Origin of the sequence: Haloferax prahovense (assembly GCF_000723845.1) — an archaeon.
In the GTDB taxonomy this organism is placed as follows: Archaea; Halobacteriota; Halobacteria; order Halobacteriales; family Haloferacaceae; genus Haloferax; species Haloferax prahovense.
Genome location: NZ_LK053001.1, coordinates 212,172 through 228,548 on the forward strand (window position 1 = coordinate 212,172; position 16,377 = coordinate 228,548).

Here is a 16,377-nt window from a genome sequence, read left to right on the forward strand (position 1 = left end):
AAAGTCTAAACTGAATCCTAATAAATTATTCTGTATGGGATAAAGTTCAAGTCTACTCGTCGGCTTCGGTCACGAAACGGTCGCGCGGAACTCGAACGTGGCTGGATACCTCGTACTCGACTCCGTTCGCCACCGAGGACGTGTTGGACACAGTCCAAATAATCCCACTCTACTGGAACATTTATCAATATCTGGGACGACAGTCGGGGCAAGCGGGAGTCCCGAGCGACCGCCGCGCTCCCGAGAGCCGACCATGAAATCCATCAACCCCGCAACCGAGGAAGTCATCGAGACGCACGAGGAACACGACGAGGCGACGGTCGACGCGCGCTTGGACGCCGCGTGGGACCGGTTCGAATCGTGGCGCGAGACCCCGATTTCGCGGCGCGAGAAGTTGCTCGCGTCCGCGGCCGACGTGCTGCGCGAGCACAGCGAGGAGTACGCGAGCCTGATGACAGAAGAGATGGGCAAGCCCATAGCGCAGGCGGTCTCCGAGGTCGAAAAGTGCGCGTGGGTCTGCGACTACTACGCCGAACACGCCTCCGAGTTCCTGCAGGACGAGCACATCGGCACCGTGCCGGGGTCGAAGACGTACGTCTCCTCCGAGCCCATCGGCCCGGTGCTCGCGGTGATGCCGTGGAACTTCCCGTTCTGGCAGGTGTTCCGGTTCGCGGCCCCGCACATCACCGCCGGCAACGTCGCCGTGCTCAAGCACGCGCCGAACGTCTTCGGCTGTGCCGACGCCATCGCCTCCGTCTTCGAGCGGGCGGGCTACCCCGACGACGTGTTCACCTCGCTGCAGATTCCCGCCGAGCGCGTCGCCGGCGTCATCGAAGACGACCGGGTTCGGGGCGTGAGTCTGACCGGAAGCACCCGCGCCGGGCGGGCCGTCGCGGAGACGAGCGGCCGCGAACTCAAGCCGACGGTGCTCGAACTCGGCGGGAGCGACCCGTTCATCGTCCTCGACGACGCGCCGCTCGAAGCGACCGCGAAGCAGGCCGCACGGGCACGAACCCAGAACAACGGCCAGTCGTGTATCGCCGCGAAGCGCTTCCTCGTCCACGAGGGCGTCTACGACGAGTTCGTCGAACGCTTCACGGAAGAGATGCGCGCGCTGACCGTCGGCGACCCAACGGACCCCGAGACTGATGTGGGGCCACAGGCGAGAGCAGACCTCATGGAGACGCTCCACGAACAGGTCACGGCGTCCGTCGACGCCGGCGCGACGCTCCGACTCGGCGGCGAACCGCTCGACCGACCCGGCCACTACTATCCGCCGACGGTGCTGACCGACGTGCCCGACGGCGCGCCCGCGAGGACCGAGGAACTGTTCGGTCCCGTCGCCACCGTCATCAGGGTCGAAGACGAGGAGGACGCGGTCCGCGTGGCGAACGACACGCCCTTCGGCCTCGGCGCGAGCGTCTGGACGGCCGACGCCGAACGCGGCGAGGCGCTCACGACGAGGCTCACCGCGGGCAACGTCGCCGTCAACCACATCGTCGCGTCGGACCCGCGGGTCCCGTTCAGCGGGACGAAAAACTCGGGCTACGGGACCGAACTCTCCCGACACGGGATTCGAGAGTTCGTCAACACGAAGACGGTCTGGGTCGAGGACGCGCCCGCCGACGAGTAACCGAACAGGAACTCGGCGCGACAGCCGCGACAACACCGGCGGCGACGCCCGGAAGGCGAATCGAACCGAATCGAACGCGGACGCTTTTTTTCGATTCTGCGAGTTGACTACCATTCGAACCGCCGGCCGTTTGCCGATTTTCCGGTGAATCGTCGGCCAGTTTGTCGTTCCAGACCATGGTTCTCTATTGAACTGTGTTCCTTATTTCCTCTAAAAATTGAACACAGTAAGATATATAGTGAATAAGTTAGAATGTGGTGATGTCAATCATAACCATGACAGGAGAACTCTCACGCGTCCTCTCGAAGCGCGACGTGTTCGTGCTCGCGCTCGGGGCGATGATCGGATGGGGTTGGATCGTACAGACGGGGTACTTCATCGACCAGAGCGGCGTCACCGGCGCGATTTCGGCGTTCGTCCTCGGTGGGTTCATGGTGTTCGTCGTCTCGCTCATCTACGGCGAACTCGCCTCGGCGATGCCCTTCGTCGGCGGCGAACACGTCTACAGCATGCGGGCGTTGGGGCCGGCCGGCTCGTTCGTCTGCACGTGGGCGATAATCTTCGGCTACATCAGCGTCGTCGCGTTCGAGGCGGTGGCGCTCCCGAGCGCCCTCGCGTACATCGTCCCCGGTTTCAACGTGTTCGAACTCTGGACGGTCGCCGGCCAGCCGGTCTACGGCACGTGGGTGGCGACGGGCGTCATCGGCTCCGTGGTCATCACGTACCTCAATTACCGGGGGGTCCGCCCGGCCGCGCAGTTCCAGGCGATTCTCGCGCTCGTCATCACGCTGTCCGGCCTGACGCTCCTCCTCGGCGCGCTGTTCAACGGCACCTCGCCGTCGTCGCCGCCGCTCGCGGGAGCCGGCATCGGCGGCGTGTTCACGGTCGCCATCATGACGCCGTTCATGTTCGTCGGCTTCGACGTGATTCCGCAGGCCGCGGGCGAGGCCGACGTGTCGCCGAAGCTCCTCGGCGGGCTCATCGGCCTCTCGGTCGCCTGCGCCGCCGCGTTCTACATCGCCGTCATCTGGGCGGCCGGACAGGTCGCCACGGGCGCGACGCTCGTCGAGAGCTCGCTCCCCGCGGCGACGGCGATGGAAATCGCGTTCGACAGCGTGACCATCGGCCGCATCATGGCGCTGGCCGGCCTCGCGGGCATCCTCACGAGCTGGAACGGCTTCGTCCTCGGAGCCAGTCGCGCCATCTACGCGATGGCCGACTCGAACATGCTCCCCGAGCGGCTCGCGACGATTCACGACGACCACGACACGCCGTCGACCGCAATCGTGCTCGTCGGCGGCCTCGCGGCGCTCGCGCCCCTGTTCGGCGAGCAGATGCTCGTGTGGGTCGTCAACGCCGGGGGCCTCGGCATGGTGTCGGCGTGGTTCCTCGTCGTCGTCTCGTTCCTCGTGCTCCGGTACCGCGACCCCGACTTCGACCGGCCGTTCAAGCTCCCGGCGGGCTACGCGGTCGGCGCGCTCGGCCTGCTGCTGACGGTGTTCTTCGTCGGCCTCTACCTCCCCGGCTCGCCCTCGGCGCTGGCGTGGCCCTACGAGTGGGCGATGGTCGGCGGCTGGTGCCTGCTCGGCGTCGTCCTGTTGGCCGTCGCCGGCGGGCTTCCGACCCGGACGGAGGCCAAGGCGCACCTGAGCGCCCAGCAACTCGAAGACTAAGCCGCCTCCGGCGGTCGAAGCGCGGTGCGGTAGAATTCGGATGCGACGCGGACCGCGTTACGACACGTCGGGAAGCAGCGCGTCTTTCAGTTCTTCGAGTTCGTAGTCGTTCAGCGGGTTCGGCTCGTCCTTGATGGTCGTGATGACGAACGTCGAACTCGTCCGCGAAATCTCGTCTATCTCCTCGAACTCCGAGATGAGGTCCTCGACCATCGCGCGCGAGGCGAGGTGCGAAATCAGGACGAAGTCGGTGTCGCCGAGCGTGAAATACACCTGGTTGACGCCGGGCACCTCGCCGAGTTTGTCGCCGACCTCCTTGTGGTACTCCGAGCCGTACTCGGCCCAGACCTCGGTGATGAGCGTGAGATTCAGTCCGGCCTTCTCGAAGTCGATGTCGAAGATGTCGTTCTTGATGATTCCCTGCTCTTGGAGCCGTTCGAGGCGGTAGTGAACGGTCGACTTCGGGATGCCGGTCTCCTCGGTTATCCGGTCGGGACTCCCCGATTCGAGCGTCCCGATAGCCTTGAGGATTCGAAGGTCCTTCTCGTCCATGAACCGTAATCAGAAGTGCAACGATATTATTGTTCTGCGTCCAATCCCGGCCTCGTCACGGAGATAGCGGCAAGACGGTGGTGAGACGGGCGCGGCGCAGACGCCGGAGGTCGTCGCCGAGACGGTCAGCGATTGGGTCGAACGCCGAGGTTCGACGCGTCGGGACCGAACTCGTCGGCCAACAGCGCCGGCACGTCGTCCGGACGAACGTCGGAGTACCACCGGTTTCGCGGGTGGATGGCGACCGCGGCCCCCTCGGTGCTACAGAGCCCGAGACAGCTCGTTTCGGCGACGTGGACCCGCGACCAGAAGACGCCACGGTCGCGCAACCACGAGGTCACCGCGTCGTACACCGCCGTGCCGTCGGCCTCGGCGCAGTCGGCGTAGTCGGACTCTCGGCTGTTCGTACAGACCAGCACGTGGTCGGTAAAGCCGTGCTCGCGGACCTCGTCGGTTCGGTCGCGCATCAGTCGGCCGCGGGAGCCGCGTCCCGGCCCGCAATCGGGGTCGCCGACTCGGACTCGCCCGACGACCGGAACTGGGCGTGCGCCGCCGCGAGGACCAGCCACAAGAGGAGCTGTCCAAAGGCGAACAGTCCGGCGAGTCCGGTTTCGAGCGTCGGCGACAGCGCCCCGTGAACCGCGTTATCGGGGGCGACGACGGCGACGGCCGCGAGCAGACCGAACGGAACGACCGCACCGACGGCGGCCGCGACGAGGCCGCTCGACTCGCGCAGGCGGACGTAGGCGTAGCCGGCCGAGAGACAGGCGAGCGCCCCGGCGAGCATCATCCCGGCGTAGAGCGGGAGCCGCGTCGCCGCCGAAAGCGACTGCTCCGCGCCCGGCGCGGCCGGCGGGAGGACCAGCCACGGCGCGCCCGAGACGGTGACAAATCCTGCGAACCCCATCAGGTAGCTCTTCGCGGCGTCGGGACCGGGTATCGCCGGTTCGAGGAAGAAGAACGCGACCCCGAAGAACGCGCCGCCGAGCACGACGCCCCACAGCCCGCCGGCCGCGACGCTCACGGCCTTCGTGACCGCCATCGACACCGCGGTGTCGTGATGGCCGCCGCCTTCGCCGGCGTGGGTGCCTCCGGACTTGTGGCTGTGAGCGCCGTCGGACTCGTGGCTGTGAGTCCCCTCCGCCTCGTGGCTGTGGGCGCTCTCCGCCTCGTGGCTGTGGGCGCTCTCCTCGACGGCGGCGTGGTTCAGTTCGTCCGCGTAGGCGACGAGGGGGTTGGCGACGATGGCCATGAACAAGCCGAACACCAGTCCGGCGACCAGTCCCGCCTTCACTCCCCGCGTCAGGTACTCGGCGAACATCGTCAGTGGCAGGCGATACCGGCCGCGTGGCGGAAGTTGTGCAGCGAGTCGTGGACGAGCGGGTCCTGCACGAACAGGAGCGTAAAGCCCAACGCGGCGATGAAGAGGAGTCCCGCGGCCATCTGCGTGGGAGACAGTTCGGTTCGGGCGCGTTCGATTCGGCCGTTGACGGTGTTCGCCGTAGCCATGATAAACTCAGATTGATGAAAACCAAGTCCGGTTGTAAAACTTTCGAAGACAAGCCAGATTGTGTTTCGACAACTTAGATTTAATAACTCGGCGGGGCGATTTTATGAAAGTTAATTTGCTGTATTCCAAGCACAATTGTTTTCAAACCGCGCCCGGATTGTCGAGTCGAATGTCACAGGTAACGCTCCCGCACGACGCCAAGGCGGGACCCACGAAACCGGAGGTGAGAGCGGTCACGCTCGACAAACTCGGCTTGCGGCCGACGGACCACTTCGTCGACGTCGGCTCCTGTACCGGCTCGGTCACCATCGAGGCGGCCCGGCGGGTCGAGCGCGTGACCGCCGTCGAACGGAAACCGAAGCGGCTGGACGTGACGCGGAAGAACCTCGGGGCGAACGAGTACGACGCCGACGTGACGCTCCGCGACGCGGAGGCTCCCGACGGCCTCCCGGCCGACGCCGACGCGATGTTCATCGGTGGCAGTCGAAACTTCGAGGCCGTCCTCGACCACGCCGTCGAGACCGGCGTGGACCGGGTCGTGATGAACGTTTCGCGGGTCGAGCCCGCCGGCGACGCCATCGAGGCGTTCCGCGAGCGCGACCTGCTCTCGGAGGTCGTCCAGCTGCAGGTGAGCCACGGCTACGAACTCGCCGGCGCGACGAGCTTCCGGTCGAACAACCCGGTCTACGTCGTCGTCGGCCGACGCGACGCGGAGGGGTTATGACCGTCTACGGCATCGGTCTCGGCCCCGGCGACGCCGACCTCGTGACCGTCAAGGGGAAACGCCTGCTCGAATCGGCGGCGGTGGTCTACTCGCCCGGCCGACTCTCGCGGACGGTCGCGCTGAACCACGTCCCCGAGGAGCGTATCGGCGACCTCGATTTCCCGATGACGCGCGACCCCGACGAACTCCGCCGCGCGTGGAAGGAGGCGGCCGCCGAGGTGGCCGCCCGCGCCGAGTCCGAGGACGTGGCGTTCGTGACCCTCGGCGACCCCAACGTCTACTCGACGTTCGGGCACCTCCGCCGCACCCTCGACGCGTTCCACCCCGAGGTCGACCTCGAAGTCGTCCCCGGCGTGAGCGCGATGACGGCCTTCACGACCGTGCTCGGCGTCGAAATCGAGTCCGGGACAGGGCTCGCGCTCCGCGAGGCCGCGAACGGCTCCGCGCCGACCGGCCCCGACCGCATGGTGCTGTTCAAGGTCACCGACGCGCCGACGACCCACGAGAAACTGACCGAGGCGGGCTACGACGTTCGGTTCGGCCGCCGCCTGTTCATGGAGCAAGGCGAGACGGTCGTCACCGACGACCCCGACGAACTCGCGGAGCGCGACTACTACACGCTGGCCTACGCGGAGCGCGAGGGCGTCGAGCGCGAGGTGGCGACCGCCGCGTTCGACGGCGTCGAATCGGGAGGGTCGGCGTGAGCGTCGACGGCGACGCGGACACCGGCTTCACCGACGAGGAGGGAATCCCCTTCGTCGGCGCGGGACCGGGCGACCCGGACCTGCTCACTGTCGCCGGAAGAAAACTCGTCGAGGACGCCGACCTCGTGGTTCACGCGGGGTCGCTCGTCAACAGCGAGCTCTTAGACGAGTTCTGCGCCGACGCCGAACGAGTCAACAGCGTCGGCAAGGACCTCGAAGAGCTGATTCCCCTGATGGCGGAGGCCTACGAGTCGGGCCGGACCGTCGTCCGACTCCACAGCGGCGACCCGGCGATTTACGGGGCCGCCTTGGAGCAGATGGACGCGCTAGCCGAGGCGGGCGTTCCGAGCTACCTCGTCCCCGGCGTCACCTCCGCGTTCGCCGCGAGCGCGACGCTCCGCACCCAGTTGACGCTGAACGAGGTCTCGAACCACGTCGTCTTCACTCGACCGCGGGGTCGGACGCTCTCGCCCGAGGAAGACCACATCGGCGACTTCGTCGGCTTCGGCGACACCACGGTCTGCATCTACCTCGGCACCCACGCCGTCGCCGAGACGATGGACCGACTACTGGACGAGGGCCACGACCCCGACACGCCCGTCGCGGTCGTCTACCACGCCTCGTGGCCTGACGAAGACGTTATCGAGGGGACCATCGAGACCATCGGCCAGCGGGTCGAAGACGCGGGCTACCGCGCCTCGGCGCTCGTCATCATCGGCGAGGCGGTGAACGGCTCGAACTACGAGCGGTCGTTCCTCTACGGCGACTGGGCCCGCGGCGGCGACGCGCCGAACGACGAACCCGATTCTGAAACAGAGGGGCAGACACAATGAGCGGCAACTCGACAGACTCCGAAAGCGGCCACTGTAGTACTCCCGACAGCGACGGCGAGGTCGCCGACGAAATCGCCATCGTCAGCTTCGAACGAAAGCTCGACACGGCGGAAGAAATCAAGCGCGACCTCGCGGACGACTACGACCGGATAGACGTGCTCACCTACCACGGCGACGTGTTCGCCGACCACTGGGGCGAGTACGACTGCTTCGTCGGCCTCATGGCCAGCGGCATCGCCATGCGGAAGACCGCGGGCCTCCTCGACGACAAGTGGGAGGACCCGGCGGTCGTCGTCGTCGACGAGGAACTGACGTGGGCGATTCCGCTCACCGGCGGCCACCACGGCGCGAACCAAGTCGCCTACGACCTCTCGAAACTCGGGGCCGTCCCGGCGATGACGACCGCCTCGGAGGCCGCGGGCAAACAGGGCGTCGAGAGCAAGGCGAAGGCGCTCGACTCCCACGTCGTCAACGGCGATTCGACCGTGGCGACGAACCTCGCCGTCCTCAACGACGAACTCGGCCCGGTCGCCCGACTCGACGGCCCGAAGGCGGTCCTCGTCGGCGACGACGTGACAGTCCTGAAGCGCAACGGCGACGACGGCGTCGTCCTCGGGACCGGGAGCGTCTCCGGCGCGAAGAAAGCGCAGTTCCTGACGGCGTGGGAGCGGGCGCTCGACGACGCCGACCGCGACTGGGACGACGTGGAGTTCGTCGCCACCGGCACGCGAAAGGCGGACGAACCCGGTATGCTCGACGCTGCCGAGGAAATCGGCGCGGGCGTCGTCTACTTCGAAAAGGAGACCCTCTCCGAGTTCGAGGGGCCGACGCCCTCGCGGTCGAAGGAACTCATCGGCTGGCCCGGCATCGCCGAGGCGAGCGCCATCGCCGGCGGCCGCGACCACGAACTGGTCGTCGAAAAGCGGCGCTACGACGACGCCGTGACCGTGGCGGTGGGACGATGAGCGACGGCGGCGAACCGGCGTCCGGCTCCAGCGGCCGCGACGAGGTGCCCGACGACTACGGGACGCTCTACGTCGTCGGCATCGGCCCGGGCCTCCCGGACCACATGACCCAGCGGGCGAAGGAACTCGTTTCGACCTCGGACTGCGTGGTCGCTTCGAACCTCTATCAGGAGTTCCTTCGCGACGACGGAACGCTCCCACCCGAAGAAAGCGACGAGGGGCCGGAAGTCGTCCGCTCGTCGATGGGAAAGCAGGTCGAACTGACCCGCGAGGCGTTCGGGCGCGTCCGCGACGGCGAGGACGTGGTCCACGTCTCCGGCGGCGACCCGAACGTCTACGGGAAGTCCGACCTCGTGTTCACGATGGCGGAGACGGACGAGGCGACCGACGTGCCAATCGAAATCGTCCCCGGCGTCACCGCGGCGCTCGGCGGCGCGGCCATGATGGGCGCGCCGCTGTCGAACGACTTCTGTACGGTCTCGCTGTCCGACAAGTGGCGCGGCTGGGACGAAATCGAAGAGAAACTGCGCGCGGCCGCCATCAGCGGCTTCGTCATCGTCCTGTACAACTGCTGGCGGAACTACGAACGCGCCATCGACGTGGTCCGCGAGGAGCGGGCCGACGACGTACCGGTCGGCATCTTCAACGACGCCGGCCGCGGCGAGGCGGGCCGCAATCTGGACGACGAGACGTTCTCGGTGACGACCCTCGGCGACGCGAAAGCCCACGACGACGACGTGGGCGGGATGGGAACCTCGATTCTCATCGGCACCCACGAGACCGAACCCTGGAGCAACGACTACGAAACGTATCTCGTCACGCCCCGCGGCGGGCGCGACGTCGACGACTTCTAACGCATGAGCAAATCAGACACGGAATCCGAATCGAAGTGCGGCGGAGCGACGGCGGAATCGACTGACGCAGCCGACTCAGAATCGAGGTGTGGCGCGTCGTCCTCGAAGGGCGACGGCGACGCTGCTTCGAAGTGCGGCGGCAGTTCGGGCGGTTCGAAGAAGGGACAGACCGCCGAGAAGGTCGAAGCGACCATCGAGGACTTCGACGGCGAACCGGGGCAACTCGTCGCCGTCGGCCTCGGTCCCGGTCGTGCGAGCGAGATGACCACGCTGGCGAAAGACACCCTCCGCGAGGCCGACCACATCGTCGGCTACACGACTTACATCGAACTCCTCCCAGACGACATCGTCGAGGGCGCAGACGACATCTACTCGACGCCGATGTGCGGCGAGGTCTCTCGGACCGAGGAGGCGGTCGACCGAACGCTCGCCGGCAACGACGTGGCCATCGTCGGGAGCGGCGACCCCAACGTGTACGCGCTGGCCGGGCTCGCGCTCGAAATCCTCGAATCGAAGGGCGCGACCGCGAGCATGGTCGACTTCGACGTGGTCGCGGGCGTCCCGGCGGCGCAGTCCTGCGCGGCCCGGCTGGGCGCGCCGCTCGTCAACGACACCGTGACCATCAGCCTCTCGGACCACTTGACCTCGATGCCGACCATCGAGTCGCGCCTCCACGCGGCCGCCAAGGAGGGCTTCACCATCGCCATCTACAACCCGTGGAGCCGCAAGCGCCGGGCGAACTACGAGAAGTGCTGCGAGATTCTCCTCGAACACCGCGCGCCCGACACGCCGGTCGGCATCGTCCACGGCGCGGGCCGCGACGACGAGGAAGTCGAAATCGTCGAACTCCGCGAACTGCCCGACCTCGGCGAGACCGACCTCGTGGACATGACGACGACGCTTCTGGTCGGCAACGAGGAGACGTACGTCTGGGACGACCGGATGGTGACGCCGCGGGGCTACGAGCAGAAGTACGAGTACTGAGATGTTCGAAATCGCAATCGACCGAGACGCCTGCGACGGCATCTTCGCCTGTCTCGCCCGCGACGGGCGGTTCGTCGAGGACGACGACGGGCTCGCCACGATCGACCCCGACGCGGCCGGCGTCGTGCGCGTCGAGCGCAGCGACGAACGCGTCGTCGCCCTCCTCGAAGGCGACGCCGAGGCGGATGACGACGCGACACTCGCGGCGCGAGCCTGTCCGCCCGGCGCGATTTCGGTACGGGAGGTGGACGCGTGAGCGACGCCGGCGTCGACCCTGCGGACGACCTCCTGAAGAGCGCGCCCGAGACGGCCTACCTGTGGGGCCACGTCGCCGGCGGCGGCCGCGTCGAGCGGGGGCAGTTCACGGCGCTGACGGACGACGAGACCTGCGCGAACCGCCTCGCGGCCATCGCCGGCGGCGGCGACATCGACCGCCGAGAGACGGAGCGAGAATACGCGCACAACACCGCCGTCACCCGCGTCAAAGACGAGTACCACGTCATGGTCGAAGGCGACGTGGTCAGACGCGCGAGCGCCGCGTTCGGTCTCCCCGTCGGTGACGACGCCGGCGGCTACCGCTTCGATGTGTTCGAAGACCGGCGAAAACAGCTCCTTCGGGGGCTCCTCGAATCCTGCGGGACGGTCTGTTTCAAGTCCTCGGCGGGGACGGTCGGCATCTCGTTCGTCCACCACGACCGGGCGCTCCTCGACACCGTGGACCGACTGCTCGACGCCTGTCCGGTCGACGCGCCGACCGGCCCGATTCAGGAGACCTCGTCGGGCGGCTACTGGTTCGGTATCGACGACGACGCGGCCGCCGGCTTCGGCGAGTGGGTCTACGAGGGCAGCGACGAGACGAGCCTGTTCGCGCCGACGCGGCGCCGAAAGCTCGTCCGCAGTCTCGAAGAGGCCGAGAACGCATGAGCCTCGAACGGCCCGACCCAGCGCTCGACGACGACGCCGTCCTCCTCGTCGGCCACGGCTCGCGCCGCGAGGAGTCTAACGAGCAGGTGCGGACGCTCGCCGCGAAGTTGGAGTCGCGGCTGTCGGTTCCGGTCGACGCGGCGTACATCGAACTCGCCGAGCCCTCGATAGACGACGCAATCGAGACGATGGCACCGACCTGCCGGACGATGACCGTCGTCCCGCTCTCACTTTTCGCCGCGAGCCACGTCAAAAACGACGTGCCGCTGGCGGTCCAGCGGGCCCGCGCGACCCACGACGACACCGAGTTCCGGTTCGGGTCGCACCTCGGCATCCACCCCTCGCTCGTCGACCTGCTGGACGAGCGGGCGCGGGCGGTCGAGTCCGACCTCGGCGTCGACCGCGAGGACGACGACGTGGCGGTCGTGCTCTGCGCCCGCGGGTCGAGCGACCCCGACTCGAACGGTGACGTGCACAAACTGGCGCGCCTGCTGTACGAGGGCCGCGGGTTCACCCGCGTCGAATCGGCGTTCATCGGCGTCACCACGCCCCGGTTGGAGGAGACGCTTCACACCGTCGCCAAGGACCGCCCGGACGCGGTCGTCGTCCTCCCGTACATGCTCGGCGACGGCGTGCTGACGGGGCGAATCGTGGACACGGCCGAGACGTTCGACGAGGAGTACCCCTACGTCGACGCCGGCGCATCGGGACCGCTCGGCACGGACGACCGGGTGGTCGAGACGCTCGCCGACCGGTATCGAGAGGCCCGCTCGGGGAGCGTCGAGATGTCCTGCGACACCTGCAAGTACAAGGTCGAACTCGCCGGCTACGAGGACGATGAGGGCGGCGCTCGCGCGATGCTCCGCTCGCTCGTCCATCAGGCCGAACACGCCGACCGAAGCGACGTCGACGACGACCCGCACGTCCACGACGCCCCCGAGAAACACGTCGCGGTCTGCACGAACCAGACCTGCGCCGCCAGCGGCGCGGCGACCGTCCTCGAAGAGCTCAGACAGGGCGTGCGCGACGCCGATGACTGCGACGTGCACGTCTCTCGAAGCTCGTGTCTCGGCCAGTGCGGCGACGGCCCGATCGTCGCCGTCTACCCCGACAGCGTCTGGTACGGCGGCGTGACGCCCGACGACACCGACCGCATCGTCTCGTCCCACCTCGAACGGGACCGCATCGTCTCGAACCTCGTCCACCAATCACTCTAATCATGGCCTGCGCAGAACTCGAAGCGCTCCGACTCGCGCTGTTAAACATCACCGGAACGACCGACGAACACGCGAAGCGACACGCGGAAGCCGAACTCGAGGACTACCTCGACGACGCCGGCCCGATTCAGGCGCTCGCGAACGCGACTACCCTCGACGAGGCCCAGCGGCATCTCGACGCCGCGCTCGTCGACCTCGAAGAAGAGGCGACGCGAATCGACGACGACGACCCGCAATCGGGCTACCTCCGGGGACGGCTCGTCGCCGTCCGCGACGCAGAGCGGTCGCTTCGCCGCATCCGCGAGGGAGCCGATGCGTTCCTCGACGACCTCGGAGAGGCGCACCACACGCTCCACGACGCCTTTCCCGTCGAGGACTGAGCCCGATGGCACCGTCCCCACTCACGGTCTGCCGCGACCTCGGGGAAGTCGAGCCCGCGAGCAGTCGCCACAACTGGGCGCGCTCCGCGGTCGAAGCGACCGACGACGCCGTCTTCGTCGGGACCGCGGACGGCCGCGTTATGGCGCTGGAGACTACTGCCGACGCGGCCAGTGCCTCCGACGCCGCGCCCGACGCCGGCGAGCGCTGGCGGACGCGCGGCGAGCACTCCGTGGTGTCGATGGCCGGGAGCGACGAGCTGCTCGTCGTCGGCGAGCGCGGCGGCGACGGGCTGGTTCGCGTCCTCGACGCCGAGACGGGCGTCACCCGCTGGACGTACGCGACGGCTGACGACGTGGGCACGGCGACGAAAGACTCGCTGTTCTTCCGACCGTACGTCGTCGACCTCGCGGTGACGGGCGACAGGGTCGTCGTCGCCGCCCGGCGCTACGAGCGGGACGGCGAGGACAGGGTCTGGCGGAGCGTCGTCCTCGGGTTCGACCGTGGCGGGCGACTCGCGTGGCGCAGACACGTCCACGCGTCGCCCATCGCGGTCGCTGCCGAGGGGGACCGCGTCGCCGTCGCGTACAACCGCTGTCCGAACCCCGAACAGGACGGCCTCGTTCTCCTCGACGCACACTCCGGGGCGCGGGTCGCGTCGTGGGACCCCGACACCGACGGGGGCCGACGCGTCGGCGACGTGGCCTTCGCGGGCGACGCGCTGGCCGTCGCTAGCCACGGCGACAAACGCGGCTACCTCCTCGATTTCGACGGGGAGATGCGGTGGCAACTCGACCTCGCGACCGAGCGCCGCGTCGGCGACGAGACCGTCTACGCCTACCCGAACCACGTCTGCGTCGCCGACGGAACCGCCGTCTTCGTCACGGGGAACACGTTCGCCGAGTCGACCCGCGACCCGGACGCGCGACACCCCGACGAACACACCGCAGTCGGCGTCTCAGTCGCCGGAGGCGACCGTCTGTGGACCCGCGACACCGGCGGATTCGCACGGGCGGCCGCCGCCACCGACTCGCGGGTGTTCGTGCCGTCCGCCCAGCACTTCCGAGAGCGGGAGGCAGAGCGCCACGGCGTCCACGTTTTCGCCCCCGACGCGGGACACGTCGAAACGGAGGGACTCCCCGGAATCCCGACCGCCGTCGCCGCGGGCGGGGGCGTCCTCGCGGTGGTCGAAGAGCCGGTCGAGTACCACGACGAGGGCGTCACTCGCGGGGCGTATCGACTCCACACGCGACCGATTCGATAGGAACACACCATGCCAAAAGAGACGACTGAGTCCCCGCTACTGCCCGTCCGCGGAGCGCGCGGCCTCGGCGACCCGCTCGGCCGACAGGTCGGACAGCGGGATGCGCCGCGCGCCCGTCTCGGAGACGAGGATGTCGGTCACTCCGATACCGCCGTCGCCGGCATCGACGACGACGACCGAGGCGTCGGCGGTGGCGAGGTTCCGCGCCGCCGACCGGGTCTGTCCGGTGGGACTGCCGTCCGCGACGTTGGCCCGACCGTCAGTGACGACGACGACGAGCGCGCCGGCGGCGTCCGAGCGGTCGATGACCCGACGGGCGGCGTCCAGCCCGGACGGAAGCGGCGTCCTGTCGCCCGTGGGGAGTTCCTTCAGGTGCCGCGCCGCCAGCGTGACGCTGTCGGTGGGCGGGAGCAACACCTCGGCGTCGTCGCCGGCGACCGCAACGAACGAGACCTCGTCGCGCTGTTCGTAGGCGTCTTCGAGGAGCGACAGCACGGTGCCTTTCGCCCGCCGCATCGCGGCGCGCATCGACGCGCTCGCGTCCACGACGAACACGACGAGCGTCGCGGCCGACCCGCGGGCGACCGTGGTTCTGAGGTCAGACCGGGTGACGCGGGACCGACCGGCCGAGGTGGCGGCCCGGACCGACGCCGGCACGTCGATGTCGTCGGTCTCGGTCGCCGGTTCGGTCCGCACCCGCGAGCCTCGCCCCTGCCGCGACTCCCGAACTGCGGCGCGGCTCCCGTCGCCCGGCGTCTCCGCGTCGAGGGCCGCGTCCTCGACCGGCGGCCGCTCGACGTCGCCGATGGCGGCCCGGCTCTGCCCGGGGAGAAGCGGCGTTGCTTCGTCGGGGTCGTCGTCTGCGGAGTCGTCGGTATCGCCGTCTCCGGAAGTCCCGTCTTCCGAATCGCCGTCTTCGGGTCCGCTCTCGTCGGCTCCGCCGACCGCTCCACCTCGGTCGTCGCCGCCGGCATCGTCCCCGTCATCGCCGTCCCCAGCATCGGAATCGGAACCCTCTCTCGCGGCGTCGGAACCGGCTTCCTCACCACCGTCGTCGTTGCGGCCGTCGCCTCCACCGTCGCCACCGGCACCTTCGCTCCCGTCACCGCCACCGTCCTGCTCTCCGTCGCCGTCGTCCCGGCCGTCCGCCTCGTCGAAGTGGTCGTCGAGCACGTCGTCGACGTCCGGGTCGTCGTCGAACGGGCGGCTCTGGAGTCGGTGCGGGAGCGCGAGCGCGGCCGCTTCGCGCACGTCGCCTTCGAGCACCTTCGTCCGGCCGTCGAGCGCCGCGAGGGTACGGGCCGCGCGGGCGATGGCGATGTCGGCGCGGTGGCCCTCGACGCCGGCGTCGACGCAGAGTTCGGCGATGTCGCGCTTGAACTCGACCGGGAGCGCGACCGAGTCGAGGCGGTCCGTCGCCTCGCGGAGCGCGGTTTCGAGCGCCGCGGTCCCCTCGCGGTGGGCGTCGGCGACCGTCTCCGGGTCGTCGCCGCCCGCCAGCGCCCGGTCGATAATCTCCACGCGGTCGTCGACGTCGCGGCTGCCGACGACGGTCGCCTGGAGGGCGAAGCGGTCCCGGAGCTGAGGTCGGAGGTCGCCCTCCTCGGGGTTCATCGTCCCGACGAGGGTGAACTCGGCGGGGTGTTCGACGCTCACCCCGTCGCGCTCGACACGGTTGACGCCGCTCGCGGCCGCGTCCAAAAGCAGGTCGACGAGGTGGTCGTCGAGGAGGTTCACCTCGTCCACGTAGAGGATACCGCGGTTCGCGCGGGCCAAGAGCCCGGGGTCGAACGACGCCTCGCCGTCGAGCGCGTCGGCGACGGAGAGCGTGCCCGCGACCCGGTCGCGAGTCGCGCCGAGTGGGAGCGTCACGAGCGGGACCGACCGGCGCTCGACCGCGGGGTCGTCGCGGCCGCGACACGAATCGCACTGGCGGGCCGGGTCGTCCGGGTCCGGCGGACAGCCGTACGGACAGCCAGCGACGACTTCCTGTTCGGGCAGGAGGTCGGCGAGGGCGCGGACCGCGGTCGACTTCGCGGTTCCCTTCTCGCCGCGAACGAGGAGTCCGTCGAGGTCGTCGTTGGCCCCGACGGCCAACAACGCCCGTTTCAGTTCGTCTTGCCCGACGATAGCCGAAAACGGCAGCGTCTGAGTCGTCATCG

The 16,377-nt window shown here is 68.6% G+C and carries 18 protein-coding genes; 13 read left to right on the forward strand and 5 right to left on the reverse strand.

Going from position 1 to position 16,377, the window contains the following annotated elements:
* The first annotated feature begins 253 nt into the window (after window positions 1-253).
* Together BN984_RS16000 and BN984_RS16005 are read left to right on the forward strand one after the other, a co-directional pair.
* The gene (locus BN984_RS16000; protein ID WP_049968707.1) at window positions 254-1,633 is read left to right on the forward strand and encodes an NAD-dependent succinate-semialdehyde dehydrogenase; all 1,380 of its coding nucleotides are present in this window, start codon (window positions 254-256) and stop codon (window positions 1,631-1,633) included.
* A gap of 260 nt (window positions 1,634-1,893) precedes the next feature.
* On the forward strand, window positions 1,894-3,306 hold the full coding sequence (locus BN984_RS16005; protein ID WP_008096997.1) for an APC family permease: 1,413 nt from the start codon (window positions 1,894-1,896) through the stop codon (window positions 3,304-3,306).
* 57 nt (window positions 3,307-3,363) lie between these two features.
* On the opposite strand, the gene BN984_RS16010 is transcribed toward BN984_RS16005, so the two are convergent.
* The 4 genes from BN984_RS16010 to BN984_RS16025 all read right to left on the reverse strand — a co-directional run bounded on the left by BN984_RS16010 (window position 3,364) and on the right by BN984_RS16025 (window position 5,367).
* Window positions 3,364-3,858 carry an Lrp/AsnC family transcriptional regulator gene (locus BN984_RS16010; protein WP_008096998.1) on the reverse strand — a complete coding sequence of 165 codons (495 nt, stop codon included), beginning with the start codon at window positions 3,856-3,858 and terminating at the stop codon, window positions 3,364-3,366.
* 125 nt (window positions 3,859-3,983) lie between these two features.
* A complete protein-coding gene (locus BN984_RS16015) occupies window positions 3,984-4,325 on the reverse strand; it encodes a (2Fe-2S) ferredoxin domain-containing protein (protein WP_049968708.1) in 342 nt (113 codons plus the stop codon).
* A complete protein-coding gene (locus BN984_RS16020; protein WP_049968709.1) occupies window positions 4,325-5,179 on the reverse strand; it encodes a CbtA family protein in 855 nt (284 codons plus the stop codon). The genes BN984_RS16015 and BN984_RS16020 overlap by 1 nt, the downstream gene beginning before the upstream one ends.
* 2 nt (window positions 5,180-5,181) lie before the next feature.
* The gene (locus BN984_RS16025; RefSeq protein ID WP_008097001.1) at window positions 5,182-5,367 is read right to left on the reverse strand and encodes a CbtB domain-containing protein; all 186 of its coding nucleotides are present in this window, start codon (window positions 5,365-5,367) and stop codon (window positions 5,182-5,184) included.
* 170 nt (window positions 5,368-5,537) lie between these two features.
* On the opposite strand from BN984_RS16025, the gene cbiT reads away from it, so the two are divergent.
* Genes cbiT through BN984_RS16080 form a run of 11 tightly spaced genes read left to right on the forward strand, consistent with a single transcriptional unit; the run spans window position 5,538 to window position 14,215 of the window.
* Complete coding sequence (gene cbiT / locus BN984_RS16030; protein ID WP_049968710.1) at window positions 5,538-6,092, forward strand: precorrin-6Y C5,15-methyltransferase (decarboxylating) subunit CbiT; 555 nt, start codon at window positions 5,538-5,540, stop codon at window positions 6,090-6,092.
* A complete protein-coding gene (locus tag BN984_RS16035) occupies window positions 6,089-6,796 on the forward strand; it encodes a cobalt-factor II C(20)-methyltransferase (RefSeq protein WP_049968711.1) in 708 nt (235 codons plus the stop codon). The genes cbiT and BN984_RS16035 overlap by 4 nt, the downstream gene beginning before the upstream one ends.
* Window positions 6,793-7,629: a precorrin-4 C(11)-methyltransferase gene (gene cobM, locus BN984_RS16040; protein WP_008097005.1), complete on the forward strand. Its 837-nt coding sequence runs from the start codon at window positions 6,793-6,795 to the stop codon at window positions 7,627-7,629. Before BN984_RS16035 ends, cobM begins: the two co-directional genes overlap by 4 nt.
* Window positions 7,626-8,594 (forward strand): cobalt-precorrin 5A hydrolase, encoded by a 969-nt coding sequence (gene cbiG / locus BN984_RS16045; RefSeq protein WP_049968712.1) that lies wholly within the window; start codon window positions 7,626-7,628, stop codon window positions 8,592-8,594. The genes cobM and cbiG overlap by 4 nt, the downstream gene beginning before the upstream one ends.
* Window positions 8,591-9,448 carry a precorrin-3B C(17)-methyltransferase gene (locus tag BN984_RS16050; protein WP_049968713.1) on the forward strand — a complete coding sequence of 286 codons (858 nt, stop codon included), beginning with the start codon at window positions 8,591-8,593 and terminating at the stop codon, window positions 9,446-9,448. Before cbiG ends, BN984_RS16050 begins: the two co-directional genes overlap by 4 nt.
* Before the next feature lie 3 nt (window positions 9,449-9,451).
* Window positions 9,452-10,432: a precorrin-3B C(17)-methyltransferase gene (gene cobJ, locus BN984_RS16055; protein WP_049968714.1), complete on the forward strand. Its 981-nt coding sequence runs from the start codon at window positions 9,452-9,454 to the stop codon at window positions 10,430-10,432.
* A gap of 1 nt (window position 10,433) precedes the next feature.
* Entirely contained in the window at window positions 10,434-10,688 is a 255-nt protein-coding gene (locus BN984_RS16060) for a ferredoxin (protein ID WP_008097009.1), read from the forward strand.
* Window positions 10,685-11,356 carry a hypothetical protein gene (locus BN984_RS16065; protein WP_049968715.1) on the forward strand — a complete coding sequence of 224 codons (672 nt, stop codon included), beginning with the start codon at window positions 10,685-10,687 and terminating at the stop codon, window positions 11,354-11,356. The genes BN984_RS16060 and BN984_RS16065 overlap by 4 nt, the downstream gene beginning before the upstream one ends.
* Window positions 11,353-12,573: a CbiX/SirB N-terminal domain-containing protein gene (locus BN984_RS16070; RefSeq protein WP_049968716.1), complete on the forward strand. Its 1,221-nt coding sequence runs from the start codon at window positions 11,353-11,355 to the stop codon at window positions 12,571-12,573. Before BN984_RS16065 ends, BN984_RS16070 begins: the two co-directional genes overlap by 4 nt.
* A 2-nt stretch (window positions 12,574-12,575) precedes the next feature.
* Window positions 12,576-12,953 (forward strand): DUF3209 family protein, encoded by a 378-nt coding sequence (locus BN984_RS16075; protein WP_008097013.1) that lies wholly within the window; start codon window positions 12,576-12,578, stop codon window positions 12,951-12,953.
* A 5-nt stretch (window positions 12,954-12,958) separates the two neighbouring features.
* Entirely contained in the window at window positions 12,959-14,215 is a 1,257-nt protein-coding gene (locus BN984_RS16080) for an outer membrane protein assembly factor BamB family protein (protein ID WP_049968717.1), read from the forward strand.
* A gap of 36 nt (window positions 14,216-14,251) precedes the next feature.
* On the opposite strand, the gene BN984_RS16085 is transcribed toward BN984_RS16080, so the two are convergent.
* Complete coding sequence (locus tag BN984_RS16085; protein ID WP_049968718.1) at window positions 14,252-16,375, reverse strand: VWA domain-containing protein; 2,124 nt, start codon at window positions 16,373-16,375, stop codon at window positions 14,252-14,254.
* Between the last annotated feature and the right edge of the window lie 2 nt (window positions 16,376-16,377).